This is a genomic window from Erythrobacter sp. AP23, from assembly GCF_001542855.1.
Taxonomy (GTDB): domain Bacteria; phylum Pseudomonadota; class Alphaproteobacteria; order Sphingomonadales; family Sphingomonadaceae; genus Qipengyuania.
In genome coordinates, this window is the sequence record NZ_LNBY01000017.1 from 178974 (window position 1) to 195879 (window position 16906).

Here is a 16906-nt window from a genome sequence, read left to right on the forward strand (position 1 = left end):
AAAGAGCGTGCCAACTCCAGGAAAGCGCGCGATTCCGGGAGTTTTTCAGTTTGCCCAATGCAGGCTTCGCATTCTGCACCGGCGCATGATGCAATTTGCATCGAACACCTGCCGCAAAATGCGAAAATGCCTCTTCTTCGGGAGAGGTGTGTTTAGGCGCCAGTTAAAAATCTGTAATAAATCAAATATTTAACCGAAGTGGCACGGGGGTTGCCCCTACGACGATGACTTTGACCAAGGAGCATCGCCATGAAACATATCCCCGCTTCGGCCTTACGCACTGCCGCCTTTCCGGTCGATTTGGGCCTGCCGAGCGCGCGACGTGCGGAAGCCTTCCGCACGATCCATCTGTTCGGCCTCGAGCTCGCCAGCGCTTCGCCCGAATTCGCCGCCTCGCAGATTGTCGAATGTGCGGGTGCGGGTGAGCGCATGACAGTCAATTTCATCAATGCCCACTGCGTCAATCAAGCGCGCGACGATGCGAATTACCGCCACGACATCGCCGACAGCGATCTGCTGCTGCCCGATGGAATCGGCATTGAGATTGCAGCGCGTCTGTGCGGCAGCGAGCGCCCCGAGAACCTCAATGGTACCGACCTGTTCCCGCAAATCTGCGAGCGAGCGGCGGTCGAGGGGACGGGCCTGTTCCTGTTGGGAGGCGTGCCGGGTGTCGCGGATGCCGCGGCGGCCTGGGCTTGCGACCAGTGGTCATCGCTCAGAATTCGCGGAACGCACCACGGATATTTCGACCCCGCCGAGGAAGACGCATTGATTGAACGGATCAACGCCTCAGGCGCGGGGATACTCATGGTTGGCTTCGGCGTGCCGCTGCAGGAAGGCTGGATCGCCCGCAATCGCGCGCGTCTGCAGATTCCGGTCGTGATGGGTGTCGGCGGGCTGTTCGACTATTATTCCGGCCGCATCGCGCGTGCTCCCCTGGCCGTGCGCAAGTTGCGCTGCGAATGGGTCTGGCGATTGGCCATCGAGCCGCGCCGCATGGCCAATCGCTATCTCGTCGGCAATGTTCGTTTCCTCGCTCATAGCATGCTGGAGGCCGCCCGCGTGCGCGGAGTGGGTGCACAGATCGGCGCTGCAACGAAACGCCTGTTCGATATCGCCGCCGCCTCATTGGCGCTCTTGATGCTGCTACCGCTGTTTCTTCTCACGGCGCTTGCCATTTGGGCCGAGGATCGCGGCCCGGTATTCTTTCGCCAGGATCGGGTCGGCGCGAACGGTCGGACGTTCTCGATGATCAAGTTCCGCTCGATGTTCACCGATGCGGAGGCGCGCAGGGCGGCGCTGCTGGCGCGGTCCGATCGCGCGGGCACCTGCTTCAAGATGCAGGACGATCCCCGGATTACCCGGGTAGGCAAGGTCATCCGCCGCCTGTCGATCGACGAATTGCCCCAGCTTCTCAATGTTTTAGGAGGCAGCATGTCGCTGGTCGGACCACGCCCCGCCTTGCCCACCGAGGCCGCCAGCTATCGCGACCGCCAGTGGGAACGCCTGTACGGCAAACCCGGCATTACCTGCAGCTGGCAGGTCAAGGGGCGCGCGGAGATCCCCTTCCATCGGCAGGCGATCATGGACCGGGCCTATTTGCGCCGCCGCTCCTTCGCGACCGACCTGCGATTGCTCGCAATGACCGTCCCGGCGGTCATCGGCGGACGCGGCGCCTATTGATCGGTCGCGACCAGCGCTTCGTAGAGGTCGTCGACTGCCAGCAGGCAGGCGGCGACCGCTTCGCGGAAAGCCTCGATCGACGCTTCCCCGTCGCGTCTCGCCTCGCGATAGGCAGAGAGTTCCTCGACGATGCCGATCGCTCCGATATTGAGCGCAACGCCGGTGAGCGAATGCGCTGCCTTCGACAGGGCTTCCTCGGCATCGGTCTCGACTGCAGAAAGCACATCGCTGGCATATTTGGTAATATCGGTCTTGGCGGCATCGCGCATTCGCTTGCGATAGGCCGAAGGCAGTTCGCTGAATGTACGGCGGAAGAGTTCGTGATCGAACCGGGCTTCATTCCGGCGGACGTCCCGCCCCGAGATCAGGGCCGTGCGAATGGCGGTTTCCAGAGCGTCCTTGCGCACGGGTTTTGCAAGACAGGCGGTCATTCCCGCCGCCAGCAACCGCTCCCGCTCGGATTGCAGGCTGTGCGCCGTCGCGCCGATGATCGGTGTGCGCGCGGCCGGTCCGGCGAGAGCGCGGATCGCCTGCGTGGCTTGCTCACCGTTCATGATCGGCATCATTACGTCCATCACGACGAGGTCGAATCCCTCGCGCCGTACTGCCTCGACCGCAGCTGCGCCGTTCTCCACCGAAGTGACGTCGCACCCCAGCTCGGCGAGCAGGCGCTCCACTACATAGCGGTTGCTTTCCGTGTCTTCGGCAAGGAGGACGCGTGGTCGATCGGGTATGCCCTCCGCGGCTCCGGGGGTCTCCATGGCGGGCGGGTCTTGTGCGAGCACCGGATGTTTGCCGTCGTCCGCTGCCGCTTCCTCGATCAGGCGCGAGGCTAGCTCGCCAAGCTGCTCCGCCGCCTCGCGGGCAACCGCAAGATCCTTCGCGCCATCTTCGTGGACGTATGTCTCCAGAAGCTCCAGCCCGCCAGTGAGCGACGCGAGCGGCGTTCGGATGGCGTGCGCCATTTCCGAAATGAAGCGATTGCGCGCGTTCAGCGCATCTTCGACCTGGGTCTTTGCCGCGGCTAATTCCAATTGCAGCGTCGCAAGCTCGCGCACGCGTCGCTCGGCCCGCAATTGCAGCGCACGCACGCTGCGCTCGTTGCGCCGTTCCTCGGTAATGTCGCGTACCATTGCGACGATGTGCGAAGGGCGTTCCTCGGTGCCCGGCTCGCGTTTGATCGACCAGCGGAGCCAGCGTGTCTCGCCATTGTCCTGTCGTATGATGCGATGTTCGTAGCGATGGGCGACACCCGTCGTTCGGTCTCGAAAGAACTGGATGCCTTCGCGCATGATCCGGTCGCGATCGAGCGGATGGATCGCCTCGACAAGCTTCTCGAGCGTCGCCTCCTCGCCTTCGGGGGTACCGAGGATCGATCCAGCACTGTCCGAGACGGTAAAGCCCCGGTCACGTTCGCCGTAAGCGGTCGCCATTTGCGCATTCGACAGCGCGCCGAGGAGAAGCGCGCTTTCGATTTCCAGCTTCCGTGCGAGATCGTTTTCGCGCAGGCGCAGTTCCTGGTTGGCCCGGTACAGTTCCTTCATACGGCTTTCGAGGGCGGTCTCGGCATCGCGCAAGGCCCGTTCGCTGCGATCGAGCCGGGCAGTGAGGATCTCCACCATGCGGTCTGCAGGGATGTCTTGAGCTTTATCCATCGGCGACCTCGTCGAGCAGATCTGGAAGCATGTCGAGCAAGTCCGCCTCGGTCGCGTACAGCACACCGTCACGTCTTGCTGCCTCGCCGCTTTCCACCACTATGACCTGCAGCTTGAACGTAGGCTCGATTTCGGGCTCGGGATCGTCCGTCACCAACATGTCTGCACTGGCAATCTCGGCGTCGCTTGCCGCAGAATCGAAAATCGCAAAGCCTTTGCGATGAGCGATCACTTCGACCCGCAATGCCAGCGAAGCCTTGGTAAGCCGGACCGCGACGACTCCACGTTCGAGCGAAGAGACATCGTCGTGGGTCACCGCCTCGAGTGGCAAGGCCAGGTCCATGCGCGTTCCGCCTTCATCCCCAATCCGAGCGGCGACGGTGCCACCCATCTGCTGCGCAAGATCGCGCGTAATCGACAGGCCGAGCCCACTGCCGGTAGAGCGGCCAAGCGTATCGGGAGCGCTGCCGGAAAAGGGCTCGAATATGGTCTTCAGCCGTTCCGAATCGATTCCTGCCCCCGTATCCTCGACGCTGAAGGTCCAGATCTCGGAATCCTTCTCGGGTGGATCGAAGGAGAGGGTGACCCTTCCGGTGGACGTGAACTTGATCGCATTGGAAACGAAATTGGCGAGGATCTGCTGGATGCGGGTTGGCTGGCCGATGACCAGGCCATCCGGTCCCGTCACCACGTCGAGCGCCAGGCCCTTGCGGCGGGCGAGCGGGCGGAACAATTCTGCCACCCGTTCGACGAGCGCGGCAGGCTGGAACTCTTCCACTTGTGATACCGTTTCCTCACGTTCGGATCGCGTGCGCTGCAGGGTCGCATCGAGCGTCTTGAGCAGCGCCTCGGAAGAATCTTCGATGAGAGTGAGCGCGCGGCTGCGCTCGCTTTCGGAGCGTTCGCGACGTACCTGGTCGATCAAGCCTAGAATACCCGCAACGGGTGTTCGGATCTCATGCGCGATGACCGCCAGGATATCGGTCTTCGCTCGCGCTTCCGCGCGAGCTGCGTCGCGCGCGCGTAGCAAGGCCTGCGCGGCGTTTTGCTGATCGGTGATGTCGTGGCCGATATAGGCCGTCCCGAACGGCGCACCGGCCTCGTCTTCGAGCGCAACCAGCGCTTCTTCGAGCCAGACCCTACGCCCGTCCGCAAGCGGCCGTTCGATCACCGAGGGTTTGGGACCCGGCCGATCCGCGAGATCTGGCATGACATCGCCTTCGGTAGCCAGGCCCCAGCGCGCCGCGAGTTCGGCAACTTCTTTCTCCCCGAACAGGTCGACGGCCCCCTTGCTGGCGCGAAGGAGACGACCGCGCTCGTCGAACAGGATCATCGCATAGCGTTCTGCTGCGTCGACCAATACGTCGAACGAACGGCGCTCGCGCGAACGGGCGAGGGCAAGACGGTGCTCCATCTGGTCGAAGGCATGCTCCAATTGCCTGATCTCGTCGCTGGTCCCGGCATCCAGGTCCATCCCCTCCATCGCGGCGACACGGTCGATCCGTGCTCCGAGCCGGGCTATTCGTAGTGCCACTGTACGGTGAAACACCGCTGCGAGAAGCAAACCGAGAGCCAGCGCGCCGACCAGCGCGACAAGGATGACACGCCGGGCGACGGACCATGCCCGGTCGCTGAGTGCCTGTTCGGGCAGCAGCGTAAGCACATACCATTCCGGAGCTTCGAGCTGGCGGGCAGAAACATAGGCGTCCAGGCCTTGCGCGAAATCGGTACGGTCCTCGATTCCGTCCCGCACATAGCTCCAGAGCGCGCGGAGGTGGTCGTCCTGAGAATTTGCAAGGTCCAGATTTGCGGCAAGCTGCCGATTATCCGCGCCGGCAACGCCCGAATGGTGGATCATCTTTCCGCTGCGGCTGACGATGACCGTGTAGGCTCCGTCGGGAGGTGGCCTGAGTTTCTGCGTGAGATCCTTCAGCGGAATGCTGATACCCCATGCGCCGAGATGCCTGCCATCGACTCGCACGGGCAGCATGCAGCCGGTGGTCCACAATTCGCCGGATTCGTCATAGGCGGGACGCTGAAGGCTGGTGCAACGCAGCTCGCCTTCGGGATTGTTGGCCGGCGACGTAATCCGGCTGAACTCGGATCCCTGGAAATCGAAATCCGCCGGGGCGCTCCGGTAGAATGACAATCGGTCCGGGCGGCGCGGCGCGTAGATCAACAAATCGTTCGCCTGAGAGAAGAAGTAAAGGCTCTCGATCCTGCTCGGCAGGCCGTTGGACATTTGCTTGAGGGTTTCGAAAGCGGCAAGGATCGCTGCGCGGCGCTCTCCGAGCGGTTCCGGCGGAGCCAGAAATCCGCCGATCCCCGTCAATCTGATCGCACCGGGAAACCTCTGCCCGGTCCACAGCTCGTCGCGCGTATGGAAGGCGCCGTCGGGTGCCCGCACGAAAACGTCGTCGAGATCGGTCGGCCCGCCTTGCTCGAGCTTGCGCGCCATGGTCGCCGCGGCCTTTTCCTCGGTCTCCGCGATCAGCGCGATTTCGCGCTCGAGCGTTCCAGCCGCCGCGGCATTTGCGATATCGATTTCGTTGGCCGCGTTCGCCCGATCGGCGGCGATATTGGCACTGTAGATGCTCCAGGCCATGCCGCCGATGATCAGCGCAACTATCGGGAGCGCAATGAAAAGGCCTCTGAGCGAGAGCGACATCGTCCGGGTTCTCGCCTATTCTTGCCCAAGGCACAACGGCTTATGAAAAACCGCCGTCCTAGTCCCGGGCGTAGGCACGGCAGAAGACTTCCACCGCGCCCTCGATGCGTCGGCGATTGCGATCGGGGTCGTCGGCGGCACCGAAGCGTCTTTCGAGATCGCCCATCCCCTTGCACATGCTGGCGAATTGCTCGGCCGCGAGTTCGGGGTCGCCGACTTCGATCTCGCCCGCATCGTGCATGGCGGCGATCAACGCTGCGAAGGCTTTCTTCATCCGCAGCGGACCGGCCGTCAGGAAGGCTTCGCCAACCGCCGGTTCGTGTTCGGTATCGGCAGCTATGCGCCGCTCGAACTGCACCATCCTGGGACGTGAGAGAAACGCGACCATGGCCTCGCCGATTGCGGTCAGGCGGTGGCGCAGACTGCCTGACGGGATATCCGGGACCTTCAGGCTGTCACGAAGTTGCTCGCATTCGAGCTCTACCGCCGCGGTGAACAACGCGCGTTTGTCGCCGAAGCGGTTGTAGATCGTGACCTTCGAAACGCCGGCATCGGCCGCAATCTGCTCGATCGAGCTCGCCGCGAAACCGTGCTCGAAAAAGCAGTCGGCGGCGGCCGCGAGGATTGCCTCGCGCTTGGCCTCGTCCGCCGGTCGCCCGGTCCGTTTCGGTTCGATGCTTGACAAACTGAACGCCTCCGTTCACTTGAACGACATCGTTCACTAATGGACCTATCGGCAGGTGAAGGCAAGTTAGCGTGCTCTGGATTGCGATCAGGATGCTCACCGGGGACGCCCAGAAGTTCTATGGGCTGGTCTTCGGCATTGCCTTCTCGACGCTGCTGATTACCCAGCAGCTGACCATTTTCGTCAATCTGATCGAACGCGGTGCGAGTGGCGTCTACAATGTCTCCAGCGCCGACATCTGGGTGATGGACCCGGTCAGCCGCACGACCGATGTGGCTTATGCCATGCCCTCGACCGCGCTCGACAAGGTGCGCAGCGTGCCGGGGGTGGAATGGGCCGTGCCGCATATTCGCGCGCAGGCCAGCGTGCGCACCAAGGATGGCGATCTCGAAGGTGTGGCGGTGATCGGGGTGGACGATGCCACTCTGATCGGCCTGCCCAAGCGGATGCTGGAGGGCTCGACCGATGTGCTCTCGCAGCCCGATAGCGTGATCATCGACGACGTCGGCACGACGCGCATGTTTCCCGGCCAATCGCCCATTGGCGAACGTCTGGAATTGAACGACCAGCGCGCGGTAATCCGCGGTATCGCCGATGCGATACCCAGTTTCACCAGCACCGTCGTGCTCTATACCAAATACAGCCAGGCATTGAACTACGTGCCCGGCACGCGCAACCGCCTGTCCTTCGTGCTGGTCGGCGCGGAGAACCCGCTCGAGGCCAAGGCGCTGTCCGAGCGGATCGAGCGCGAAACCGGGCTGAAGGCGCAGACACGCGACGAATTCGCGCAGGACGGGGTCCAGTTCATCATCGAGAATACGGGCATCCCGCTCAATTTCGGGATCACCGTCATGCTCGGTTTCATCGTCGGCGTGGCGATCGTGGGGCTGACCTTCAGCCTGTTCATTCGCGACAACATCAAGCAGTTCGGGGCGCTCAAGGCCATTGGCGTCACCAATTCCAAAATCCGCCGGATGGTCGCCGTGCAGGCGGGACTGGTCGGGCTTACCGGCTACGGGCTGGGCGTGCTGGGCACCGTATTCTTCATCTGGGGCTTTTCGGGCGATCCGACATTCAAGGGCTTTTACATCCCTTGGCAGATCCCGCTGATCAGCGCGCTGGCGGTGGCCGTGATTCTGGCTCTGACCGGCTGGCTGGCACTGCGCAACGTGCTCAAGACCGAGCCCGCCTCGGTGTTCCGCTGATGGGCAAATCGATGGACACGACCGCAATCGGCGGGTGCAATCCCGAAGCCGCGATCTGCACGCGCGGGGTGACGCGCGATTTCGAAGCGGGCCAGCAGACGATCACCGTTCTGCACGGCATCGATCTCGATGTCCGAGCGGGCGAGCTCACCTTTCTCGTGGGCGAGAGCGGATCGGGCAAGACCACGCTGATTTCGATCATGTGCGGTATCTTGTGGCCGACGCTGGGCGAGGTGAAGGTGTTCGGCACCGACATCTACGATCTGGGCGATACCGATCTTGTCGAATTCCGCCTGCAGAACATCGGTTTCATCTTCCAACAATACAATCTCATCCCCTCCATCGATGCGGCGAACAACGCCGCCGTGCCGTTGATCGCCCAGGGCATGGACCGGCTGGAGGCGCGTGAGAAGGCGGTCGGCATGCTGGAGAAGCTGAATATCGGCGACCAGGCCGGCAAGCTGCCCAGCCAGCTCTCGGGCGGGCAGCAACAGCGCGTCGCCATCGCCCGCGCGCTGGTCCACGAACCGCGCCTGGTGGTGTGCGACGAACCCACCGCCGCGCTGGATGCATCTTCCGGCCGACGGGTGATGGACCTGCTGCGCGACGTCGCCGTGGCCGAAGACCGCGCCTGCATCATCGTCACGCACGACAATCGTATTTTCGACCTCGCCGACCGCATCCTCGTGCTCGAGGATGGGCGGATCACCCACGACGGCAAGGACATGCCCGAAGGACACTGACATGGCACTCGACTGGAAAAACCTCAGCTTCTCGCGCCAGATCCTCCCGGCGATCGCTCTGCTCGGCCTGCTCGCGGCAGTGCTGTTCATCTTTGTCGGCCTGCCCGATCGAAACTTGACCGAACCCGACCGCGAACCTCCGCGTGCCCCGGCCGAGCTGGCGGCGCAGGCGCGCGTTGCCGGTGCGGGCGTGGTCGAGCCGTCTAGCGAGACGATCCAGATCGGCTCGGCGTTATCGGGATTGATCACCGGCCTGTTCGTTCAGCCGGGCGACCGCGTGACAGAAGGACAGGTGCTGTTCACCGTCGACGATCGCGCGGTCCGCGCGCAGCTGCGCGAAGCCAACGCCGCGATTGCCGAGGCGCGTGCATCGATCGCCGAGGCACGCAGCGCGCAGGCGACCGCAGCGCAGCAGCTCGCGCTCTATCGCAATGTCGATGATCCGGCCGCGGTTAGCCGGGCGGAAGTCATCCGGGCCGAGGGCGAAGCGGCTGCTGCGCGCGAACGGTTGAGCCTTGCGCAGGCACGCCTCCAGGCAGCGCAGGCCCGCGCGGGCTCGGCCCAGACCGAGATCGCCCGGCTGACCGTGCGCGCACCGATTGCGGGCGAGATCCTGGCGGTGAATATCCGTAAGGGGGAATATGTCAGCACCATGGGTGGGAGCGGTTCGCAGCCTTTCATCGAAATGGGGCAGACGCAGCCGCTGCATGTCCGCATCGATATCGACGAGGAGCAGGCCCCTCGCGTCGCGCTCGGCGCGCCGGCGACGGTCAGCCCGCGCGGTGCGTCCGATCGCCGGGTCGAGGCCGAATTCGTGCGCGCCGAGCCGCTGGTGGTGCCCAAACGTTCGCTGACCAACAGCGCGGCCGAGCGCGTCGATGTGCGGGTATTGCAGGTGATTTACGAACTGCCCGAGACCAACGGCCTGTTCCGCGTCGGCCAGCAGGTCGATGCCTATATCGCTGCGAAGGGGGCAGAGGAATGACACGGCGCGCGCTCTTCCTCGCGGCGAGCGCGCTGTCGCTCGCGGCCTGCGCGGGCGGACCGCCGCCCGAAATCGCCACGCCCGCACCGGTCCTGCCCGAAGGTTTCCTGTTCGCACCCGATGCCGAGCAGGGCACCACGCTGGCCCGATTGATGCCCCTGGGCGACCCCGCTTTCGATACGCTCGCCGCGCAGGCGCTGGCTTCCTCGCCCACACTGGCCGAGGCGGCCGCGCGGGTGGAACAGGCGCGGGCAGGTGCCGATCGGGCGGGGGCGGAACGTCTGCCCGATATCGGTGCCAATGCCGCCGTGACCGGCACGCGCACCAATCCCGCCTCTTTCGGAGGCGATCTGCCGCCAGGTGTCGCCTTCGATACGGAGCGCGTGTCCTACGCCGCCAATCTGACCGCGCGTTGGGATCTCGATCTGTTCGGACGCCTGCGCGCGCAGGAACGCGCCGCCTTGGCCCGCGTCGATGCCGCCGATGCCAGTGCGCGGGCGGTGCGCAATGCGCTGCTCGCGGAAATCGCGGCAAGCGTGATCGACTGGCGCACGCTCGAAGCGCGCGAAGCCGAAGTGCGCAGCGACATCGCTTCGGCAGAGGAACTGGCACGGCTGGCGGGAGTGCGCGAACGCGCCGGGATTGCACCCGGTTTCGATCGTGTGCGCGCGGAAAGCTCGGCGGCGAGCTCGCGCAGCCGCCTGGCCGCGCTCGATAGCGAGCGCACGCGCCTTCTCGGCCGGTTGGTCACGCTGACCGCGCAGGGCGGGGCGCAAGTACGCGCTTCACTCGCGCAGGGAGAAAGCCGCGCCGATCTGCCCGCGCCCCCCGCAACGCTGCCCTCCGCATTGCTCGCCAACCGTCCGGACGTACTCGCCGCCGCCGCTACGCTCGCGGCCGAGGACGCCGAACTGGCCGCGACCGCGCGCAGGCGCTTCCCGACCTTCGACCTGTCGGGGGCGATCGGCCTCCTGGCTTTCGGCATCGGCGATCTGTTCGACAGCGAATCGGTGGTCGGCTCGCTTGCCGCGACGATTGCCGGGCCGCTGCTCGATTTCGGGCGGATCCAGGCGGAAATCGATGGTGCCGCGGCGGAAAAGAAGGCGGCCTTCGAGGCTTATCGCGGCGCGGTCTATACCGCGCTGGGCGATGCCGAGGCCGGCTATGGTCTGGTGGCCGCCGCCGATGTCGAGGCGCAGGCAGCGGCAGCCGAGGCTGCGAACCTGCAGCGCGCCGCGCGGCTTGCCAACACCCGCTACGAAGCCGGACTGGCCGATTTCCTCACCGTGCTCGAGGCACGCCGTGCCGCCGATGCGAGCGGCGAACGCGCTGCGGCGGCGCTGGGCCGGGCACAGCGTGCCCGCGTACTGCTGTGGCAGGCGCTGGGTGGCGGCGAATTGCCCTAGGCCGGCGGCTAGATCGTCGCCCCGCCATCGACCACGATGGTCTGCCCGGTTGTCCACTTCGCCGCGGGGGAGGAAAGATAGACGGCAGCGCCCGCAATATCGTCGGGTTCTCCGATGCGGCGCATGGCGAGGGCCTTCTCGGTCGCGGCGAGGGCTTCGGGATTGTCCCACAGGGCCTTGGCGAAATCGGTCTTTACCAGGCCGGGTGCGATCCCGTTGACGCGAATTCCGTGCTTGCCGTTCTCCGCGGCATAATTGCGCACCAGCTGGAAATCGGCGGCCTTGGAGATGCAATAGGCCCCGATCGTGGTCGAGGCGCGCAGGCCCCCGATCGAGCTGATGATAACGATAGCCCCGTCGCCCTTGGCGCGCATGTCGGGCAGGGCAAGCTGGATCAGCCAGTGGTTGGATATGACATTGTTGTCGAGGATCTTGCGGAACTGCTCGTCCGCGATGCCGTCCATCGATCCGTAATAGGGATTGCTTGCCGCATTGCAGACGAGGATGTCGACCGGGCCGAGCTCCGCTTTGGTCCGGGCGAACAGATCCTCGAGCTGGGCTTTTTCCGAAATGCTCGCGGCGATCGCCACCGCGCTGCCTTCGCCATGCTCGGCATCGATCGCGGCGGCTACCTCCTCGCAGGCGTCCTGCTTGCGGCTCGAAATCACCACCCGCGCGCCTTGGGCGGCGAGGTTTTCGGCAATAGCGCGGCCAATGCCGCGGCTCGATCCGGTGACGATGGCGACCTTGCCGGTCAGGTCGAATGACGACATGGCTGGAACTCCTATTCCCAAGAAAAAGGGCCCGGCATCGTCCGACGCCGGGCCCGTATGTGGCTCATCCGATGCGGATCAGAAGCCGGCGCGAACGGTCACGCCATAAGTCCGCGGTTCGGCCAGGAAGGCCGAATAGGTCTGCTGCGGCGCGATGAACGGCGTGTTGAACGCCACCTGGGTGTAATCCTCGTCGAAGAGGTTGTTGGCCCAGAGTTCGACACCCCAACGCCGGTCGGGACCGGTGATCCCGATGCGACCGTTGACGATGACATAGGCGTCCTGCTCCTTGCCAAAGAGAAGGTCGGAGCCGGTGTTGAAATCGTCGGTGGCACGGGCGTTGATAAAGAACAGTCCCGACAGGCCGGAATCGCCGATCGGCGGGGTCCAGCTGAGCGATGCCGTACCGACCCACTCGGGCGCGTTCGACAGATTGTCGCCCGGCAGCAGGCGCAGCGCCGGATCCAGGGGAGCGCCCGTATCGTTGCCGATCAGGTCGTTCTCATAGCTGGTATCCGAATAGGTGATGCCCATCGTCATGGTCAGATCGCGGATCGGGCTGAGCGAGGTTTCGAATTCGAAACCCTGCGCAACGACGCCCGGAACCACGTCGTCGACTGCGCAGGACCCGGTGGTGGCGCTCGCGTCGCGATCCGCTCCATTCAGGTCGGAGCCGCAGCCGTTGACGTTCTGAACGAGGAAGACCGAGCCGTTGAAGGTGTTCAGCTGGAAGTTGGAGAATTCCTGCCGGAATGCGGCAAGGCTGAAACCGAACTTGCGGCTCGAATACTTCACCCCGACCTCGAAAGCGTCGACCGTTTCCTCGTCGAACTGCAGGTTTGCAGTGTTCAGATTGGTGACATCGAGGAACAGCGGGTTCGACAGCGCCGAGCGGTCCAGGTTGAAGCCACCCGCCTTGTAGCCTCTCGAGTAGGAACCGTAGACCAGCCAGTCCGGATCGGGCTTCCAGCTCAGGATGGCCGTGCCGGTGAACTCGTCCTCGTCGCGCGTATCGGAAACGGAGACGCCGTTGAGTTCTGCGGTCGAGTTGCCCTGGCAGGACAGAGCAACGAGACCTCCCGCGAGACCTGCAAGCGGGGCAAGATCGGGAATTCCGTCACCATCGGTATCGACGGACGGTTCGAATAAATCAGGCGCGCCATTCCCATTTGCATCGAAGAGCAAGCGGGCTCGATTGGCCGGGCAGAACACGTTGTCATTACCAAAAGTCGCGCCGAAGTCCTTGGTTTCGTTGGTGTAGCGAAGGCCCAGGGTCAGATCGATTGTGTCGGTGAGATGGATAATGTTGTGCGTAAAGACGGCGAAGTTCTCGCTCGTCTGGTTATAGACGTCACCCGTACCGCCGAGGTCGCGGATCTGCGCGAGATCGTTGATCCCGGCAATGATAAGCGGAGTCGCCGCACCGAATGCGGGCGGTCCAAGCGTGCCGTCGATGGCGGCGATATTGGCGCCGAAGCAGTTGGTTGCGGACGGATTGGCCAGCGCCGGATTGATCGCCAATGCGATGCGGCAATTGGCGAAAGTTCCGTACTGGGTGCCGAACCGAAGATTGTCGCGAGTCTCCAGCTTTTCGTTGGCGTAATAGGCGCCGATCAGCCAGTCGAGCCGGTCGTCGAACGCCGTGCCATTCAGGCGGAACTCCTGCGTGAAGGTCTTGAACTCACGGGCGCCCGCGTCGGGGCCGGGGGCGCGATAGAGGATGTCCACCGTGGTGTAGTCGGTGTCGGATGCCTGGTTGTTCGAATACTCGCGATAGCCCGTGATCGAGGTCAGCGTGATATCGCCGAACGACCAGTTGAGCTCACCCGAAATACCGTAATCTTCGGTTTCGCCCGCATAACTGCGGCCCGCCGTGGGATAGATATTGCGGTTGAAAGTCGACTGCGACAGCGCGCGCGGATCCTGCCCGAGACCCAGCAGGATCGGAATAATCGGGTTCGAAGTACTGGTCAGAGCCGGCCCGCCATTGGGGCGGTTGAATGGATCGAGATTCGGGCGGCCCGTTACCGGATTGATACTCGTATCAACGCGCGCAAGCGGCGCGAATTCCGGCTGAACGAAGGTCGCCGCGCAGCAGGCTTCGTCTTTCTTCGAATAGTCGCCGACCAGCCGGAAGCTGATGTCCTCGGTCGGCTCGAACAATGCCTGCGCGCGGATCAGGTAACGGTCGCGATCGTTGACGTCGGTATTGTTGGTCACGTCGGTATAGAAACCGTCACGCTTGAAATAGACACCGTCGATCCGCGCCGCCACCGTCTCGCCCAGCGGTGCATTGACGCCGCCCTCGATCTTGATCGCGTCGTAATTGCCGTAGGTGAAGGCGCCGTAGCCGGAGAATTCGAATTCGGGCGGGGCCGTGTAGATGTTGATCAGGCCGGCCGAGGAGTTGCGGCCGCCCAGAGTGCCCTGGGGACCGCGCAGGATTTCGACCCGATCGATCGGGCCGAGTTCGGACAGTGCATTACCCGAGCGCGAGCGGTAGACGCCATCGACGAACACCGCGACCGAGCTTTCGAGGCCCGGGTTGTCGCCGACCGTACCGATGCCGCGGATACGCGCCGAACCGTTTGCCTCATTGCCGGTCGAGGATACGAGCAGGGACGGGGCGACCTGGTTGAGGTCGCGGATATCGGCCACACCCGATTTTTCGAGCAGTTCGCCGGAAACCGCCGAAACCGCGACCGGAACGTCGGCCAGCGCCTGCGCGCGGCCCTGTGCGGTAACGATGATGACATTGCCGTCGTCAACGTCGGCTGCATCGACGAGATCGGGGGCTTGATCGTCGGTAGCCGGGTCTTGCGCTTGCGCCGCAGCGGGCGCGAAGGCCAGCGCTCCGGCCAATGCTCCAAGGGCGCAATGGTGGCGTAATCCGAGTCTTTGCATGGGTTTCTCCTCTCCTCTGGGCCGTGCACTGCCGTGCGCGTACCCTTGCATCGAATGTCAATGCGCATTGCATATTTATGTCAAGGGACAACGGCTCAACGCATGGTTTCAATCGTCGAATTGCGTACCGCTGTTTCGAAATTGCCGCACTTATCGACTCATCCTGTGAATTTTCCATTCCCCTCGGCGGACTTGCGAAGATAGCCGCTGACCGGCAGGCCGTGCTTCTCCAGTCCGGCAATGACGGTGTCGAGACCGATCGTGTCGGCCCAGAACATCGGGCCGCCGGTGTAAAGCGGCCAGCCGTAGCCGTTGATCCACACGACATCGATATCGCTGGCGCGCTGGGCCATGCCCTCGTCGAGGATCTTCGCGCCTTCGTTGACCATCGGGTAGAGCAGCCGTTCGCGAATCTCTTCCTTGGAGATCTCGCGCTGCTCGCGGCCTTCCTTGGCGGCGAAATCGGCGATGATCGCCTTCACTTCGTCCGATGGCGTGCGGTTGCGCGCTTCGTCATAGTCGTAGAAGCCCTTGCCCGCCTTCTGTCCGAAGCGCCCCTTGGCGCACAGCGCTTCGCGGATCGTGGTCACCTTGGTCGGGTCGCGGTGCCAGCCGATGTCGATCCCGGCGAGATCGCCCATCTGGAAGGGCCCCATGGGGAAGCCGAAGTCGAGCAGCACGTCGTCGACTTCCCAATAGTTCGCTCCCTCCATGATCAGCTCGTTCGCCTGTTCCTGCCGCTTCGACAGCATGCGATTGCCGATGAAGCCGGGGCATACACCCGATACCGCCGCCACCTTGCCGATTGTCTTCGACAGCTTCATCACCGTGGCGAGCACGTCGTCGCGCGTTTCCTTGCCGCGCACGACTTCGAGCAGCTTCATGATGTTGGCGGGCGAGAAGAAGTGCATGCCGAGCACATAACCGGGCCGCTTGGTCGCGGTGGCGATCTCGTCGACATCGAGATAGCTGGTGTTCGAGGCGAGGATTGCCCCCTGCTTCACCACTTCGTCGAGCTTGGTGAAGACTTCCTTCTTGACGTCCATGTTCTCGTAGACCGCCTCGATCACCAGATCGCAGTCGGCAAGGTCGTCGTAGGACAGCGTGGGGGTCAGCAGACCCATCGCCCGTTCGACCTGCTCGTCCGTCATCCGGCCCTTCTTGGCGGTGTTCTCGTAATTCTTGCGCATCACGCCGGTGCCGCGATCGAGCGCGTCCTGCGCCATTTCGAGGATGGTCACCGCAATGCCGGCGGACAGGAAGTTCATCGCGATGCCGCCGCCCATAGTGCCGGCTCCGATCACCCCGACCTTCTCGATCGGGATCAGTGGCGTCTCCCTGGGAACGTCGTCGATTTTGTTGGCGGCGCGCTCGGCAAAGAAATAGTGGCGCATGGCGGCGCTCTGCGTACCGGACATGAGCTTCATGAACAGTTCGCGTTCCTTCTTGACGCCGTCTTCATAGGACAATTCGCCTGCGGCCTTGACCGCCTCGATCGCGGCATTGGGTGCGTCGAAGCCGCGGATCTTGCGCGCTTGCGATGCGCGAAAGCGGTCGAACAGGTCGGGATCGCGGACGCCGTCCTCGTTCGCCTTGCCTTCCGAGGCGCGTGGGACCGGCTGGCCGATCTTGGACTTGGCAAAGGCAATCGCGTCGGCCTCGAGGCTGCCCTCGCCCACCAGTGCATCGACGAGGCCGATCGCTTCTGCCTTCTTGGCCGGGATCGGATTGCCGCCGACGACGAGGGGCAGGGCAGCTTCCGCCCCGACAAGGCGCGGCAGGCGCTGCGTGCCGGCGGCACCCGGTATCAGGCCAAGCTTCACCTCGGGCAGGCCGAGCTTCGCGCTTGGCACCGCGACGCGGTAATGGCAGGCGAGCGCCACTTCGCACCCGCCGCCCAGCGCGGTGCCGTGAATCGCGGCCACCACCGGCTTCTCGCTTGCCTCCATCGCGTCGAGCGTCTCGGGCAGGTTGGGGCCGACCGGCGGCTTGCCGAATTCGGTGATGTCGGCGCCGGCAAAGAAGGTCTGGCCGTCGCAGCGGATGACCACCGCTTCGCTGCTGTCGTCACCAAGCGCTTCCTCGATCGCGCCTTTCAGCCCGGCACGCACCGCCTGGCCCAGCGCATTGACGGGCGGATTGTCGGAGATGACGACGAGGACGTTGTCATGGCGTTCGGTGCGGATGGGGGAGGTCATG

Annotated in this window: 11 protein-coding genes; 5 read left to right on the top strand and 6 right to left on the bottom strand. The window is 64.0% G+C overall.

Annotation, left to right across the window (positions count from 1 at the left end; all coding sequences use genetic code 11):
- Positions 1-249: 249 nt before the first annotated feature.
- Positions 250-1683: a WecB/TagA/CpsF family glycosyltransferase gene (locus ASS64_RS10825; RefSeq protein ID WP_083508316.1), complete on the top strand. Its 1434-nt coding sequence runs from the start codon at positions 250-252 to the stop codon at positions 1681-1683.
- On the opposite strand, the gene ASS64_RS10830 is transcribed toward ASS64_RS10825, so the two are convergent.
- The 3 genes from ASS64_RS10830 to ASS64_RS10840 form a co-directional block, all read right to left on the bottom strand.
- Positions 1677-3338 carry a response regulator gene (locus tag ASS64_RS10830; RefSeq protein ID WP_083508317.1) on the bottom strand — a complete coding sequence of 554 codons (1662 nt, stop codon included), beginning with the start codon at positions 3336-3338 and terminating at the stop codon, positions 1677-1679. The genes ASS64_RS10825 and ASS64_RS10830 overlap by 7 nt on opposite strands.
- A complete protein-coding gene (locus ASS64_RS10835) occupies positions 3331-5943 on the bottom strand; it encodes an ATP-binding protein (protein WP_198147698.1) in 2613 nt (870 codons plus the stop codon). The genes ASS64_RS10830 and ASS64_RS10835 overlap by 8 nt, the downstream gene beginning before the upstream one ends.
- Before the next feature lie 121 nt (positions 5944-6064).
- A complete protein-coding gene (locus tag ASS64_RS10840) occupies positions 6065-6691 on the bottom strand; it encodes a TetR/AcrR family transcriptional regulator (protein WP_067694071.1) in 627 nt (208 codons plus the stop codon).
- Positions 6692-6762: 71 nt separating this feature from the next.
- Here ASS64_RS10840 and ASS64_RS10845 point away from each other — a divergent pair, with 71 nt between their 5' ends.
- Genes ASS64_RS10845 through ASS64_RS10860 form a run of 4 tightly spaced genes read left to right on the top strand, consistent with a single transcriptional unit; the run spans position 6763 to position 11030 of the window.
- Positions 6763-7896: an ABC transporter permease gene (locus tag ASS64_RS10845; protein WP_067694073.1), complete on the top strand. Its 1134-nt coding sequence runs from the start codon at positions 6763-6765 to the stop codon at positions 7894-7896.
- An 11-nt stretch (positions 7897-7907) separates the two neighbouring features.
- Entirely contained in the window at positions 7908-8639 is a 732-nt protein-coding gene (locus tag ASS64_RS10850; RefSeq protein WP_067695196.1) for an ABC transporter ATP-binding protein, read from the top strand.
- A 1-nt stretch (position 8640) separates the two neighbouring features.
- Complete coding sequence (locus tag ASS64_RS10855; protein WP_067694076.1) at positions 8641-9624, top strand: efflux RND transporter periplasmic adaptor subunit; 984 nt, start codon at positions 8641-8643, stop codon at positions 9622-9624.
- On the top strand, positions 9621-11030 hold the full coding sequence (locus ASS64_RS10860; protein ID WP_067694078.1) for an efflux transporter outer membrane subunit: 1410 nt from the start codon (positions 9621-9623) through the stop codon (positions 11028-11030). The genes ASS64_RS10855 and ASS64_RS10860 overlap by 4 nt, the downstream gene beginning before the upstream one ends.
- Before the next feature lie 8 nt (positions 11031-11038).
- Here the strand turns inward: ASS64_RS10860 and ASS64_RS10865 are convergent, their stop codons facing one another.
- From ASS64_RS10865 to ASS64_RS10875, 3 genes are all read right to left on the bottom strand, one after another.
- On the bottom strand, positions 11039-11803 hold the full coding sequence (locus ASS64_RS10865; RefSeq protein WP_067694081.1) for an SDR family NAD(P)-dependent oxidoreductase: 765 nt from the start codon (positions 11801-11803) through the stop codon (positions 11039-11041).
- A gap of 78 nt (positions 11804-11881) precedes the next feature.
- Positions 11882-14707 (bottom strand): TonB-dependent receptor, encoded by a 2826-nt coding sequence (locus ASS64_RS10870; protein WP_067694084.1) that lies wholly within the window; start codon positions 14705-14707, stop codon positions 11882-11884.
- Positions 14708-14865: 158 nt separating this feature from the next.
- Complete coding sequence (locus ASS64_RS10875; RefSeq protein WP_067695199.1) at positions 14866-16905, bottom strand: 3-hydroxyacyl-CoA dehydrogenase NAD-binding domain-containing protein; 2040 nt, start codon at positions 16903-16905, stop codon at positions 14866-14868.
- Between the last annotated feature and the right edge of the window lies 1 nt (position 16906).

Excerpts from the sequence above, each read along its gene's own strand:
- ASS64_RS10825 (WP_083508316.1), top strand. The coding sequence starts at position 250 with ATGAAACATATCCCCGCTTCGGCCTTACGCACTGCCGCCTTTCCGGTC.
- ASS64_RS10830 (WP_083508317.1), bottom strand. The coding sequence starts at position 3,338 with ATGGATAAAGCTCAAGACATCCCTGCAGACCGCATGGTGGAGATCCTC.
- ASS64_RS10835 (WP_198147698.1), bottom strand. The coding sequence starts at position 5,943 with ATGGCCTGGAGCATCTACAGTGCCAATATCGCCGCCGATCGGGCGAAC.
- ASS64_RS10850 (WP_067695196.1), top strand. The coding sequence starts at position 7,908 with ATGGACACGACCGCAATCGGCGGGTGCAATCCCGAAGCCGCGATCTGC.
- ASS64_RS10855 (WP_067694076.1), top strand. The coding sequence starts at position 8,641 with ATGGCACTCGACTGGAAAAACCTCAGCTTCTCGCGCCAGATCCTCCCG.
- ASS64_RS10860 (WP_067694078.1), top strand. The coding sequence starts at position 9,621 with ATGACACGGCGCGCGCTCTTCCTCGCGGCGAGCGCGCTGTCGCTCGCG.
- ASS64_RS10865 (WP_067694081.1), bottom strand. The coding sequence starts at position 11,803 with ATGTCGTCATTCGACCTGACCGGCAAGGTCGCCATCGTCACCGGATCG.
- ASS64_RS10870 (WP_067694084.1), bottom strand. The coding sequence starts at position 14,707 with ATGCAAAGACTCGGATTACGCCACCATTGCGCCCTTGGAGCATTGGCC.
- ASS64_RS10875 (WP_067695199.1), bottom strand. The coding sequence starts at position 16,905 with ATGACCTCCCCCATCCGCACCGAACGCCATGACAACGTCCTCGTCGTC.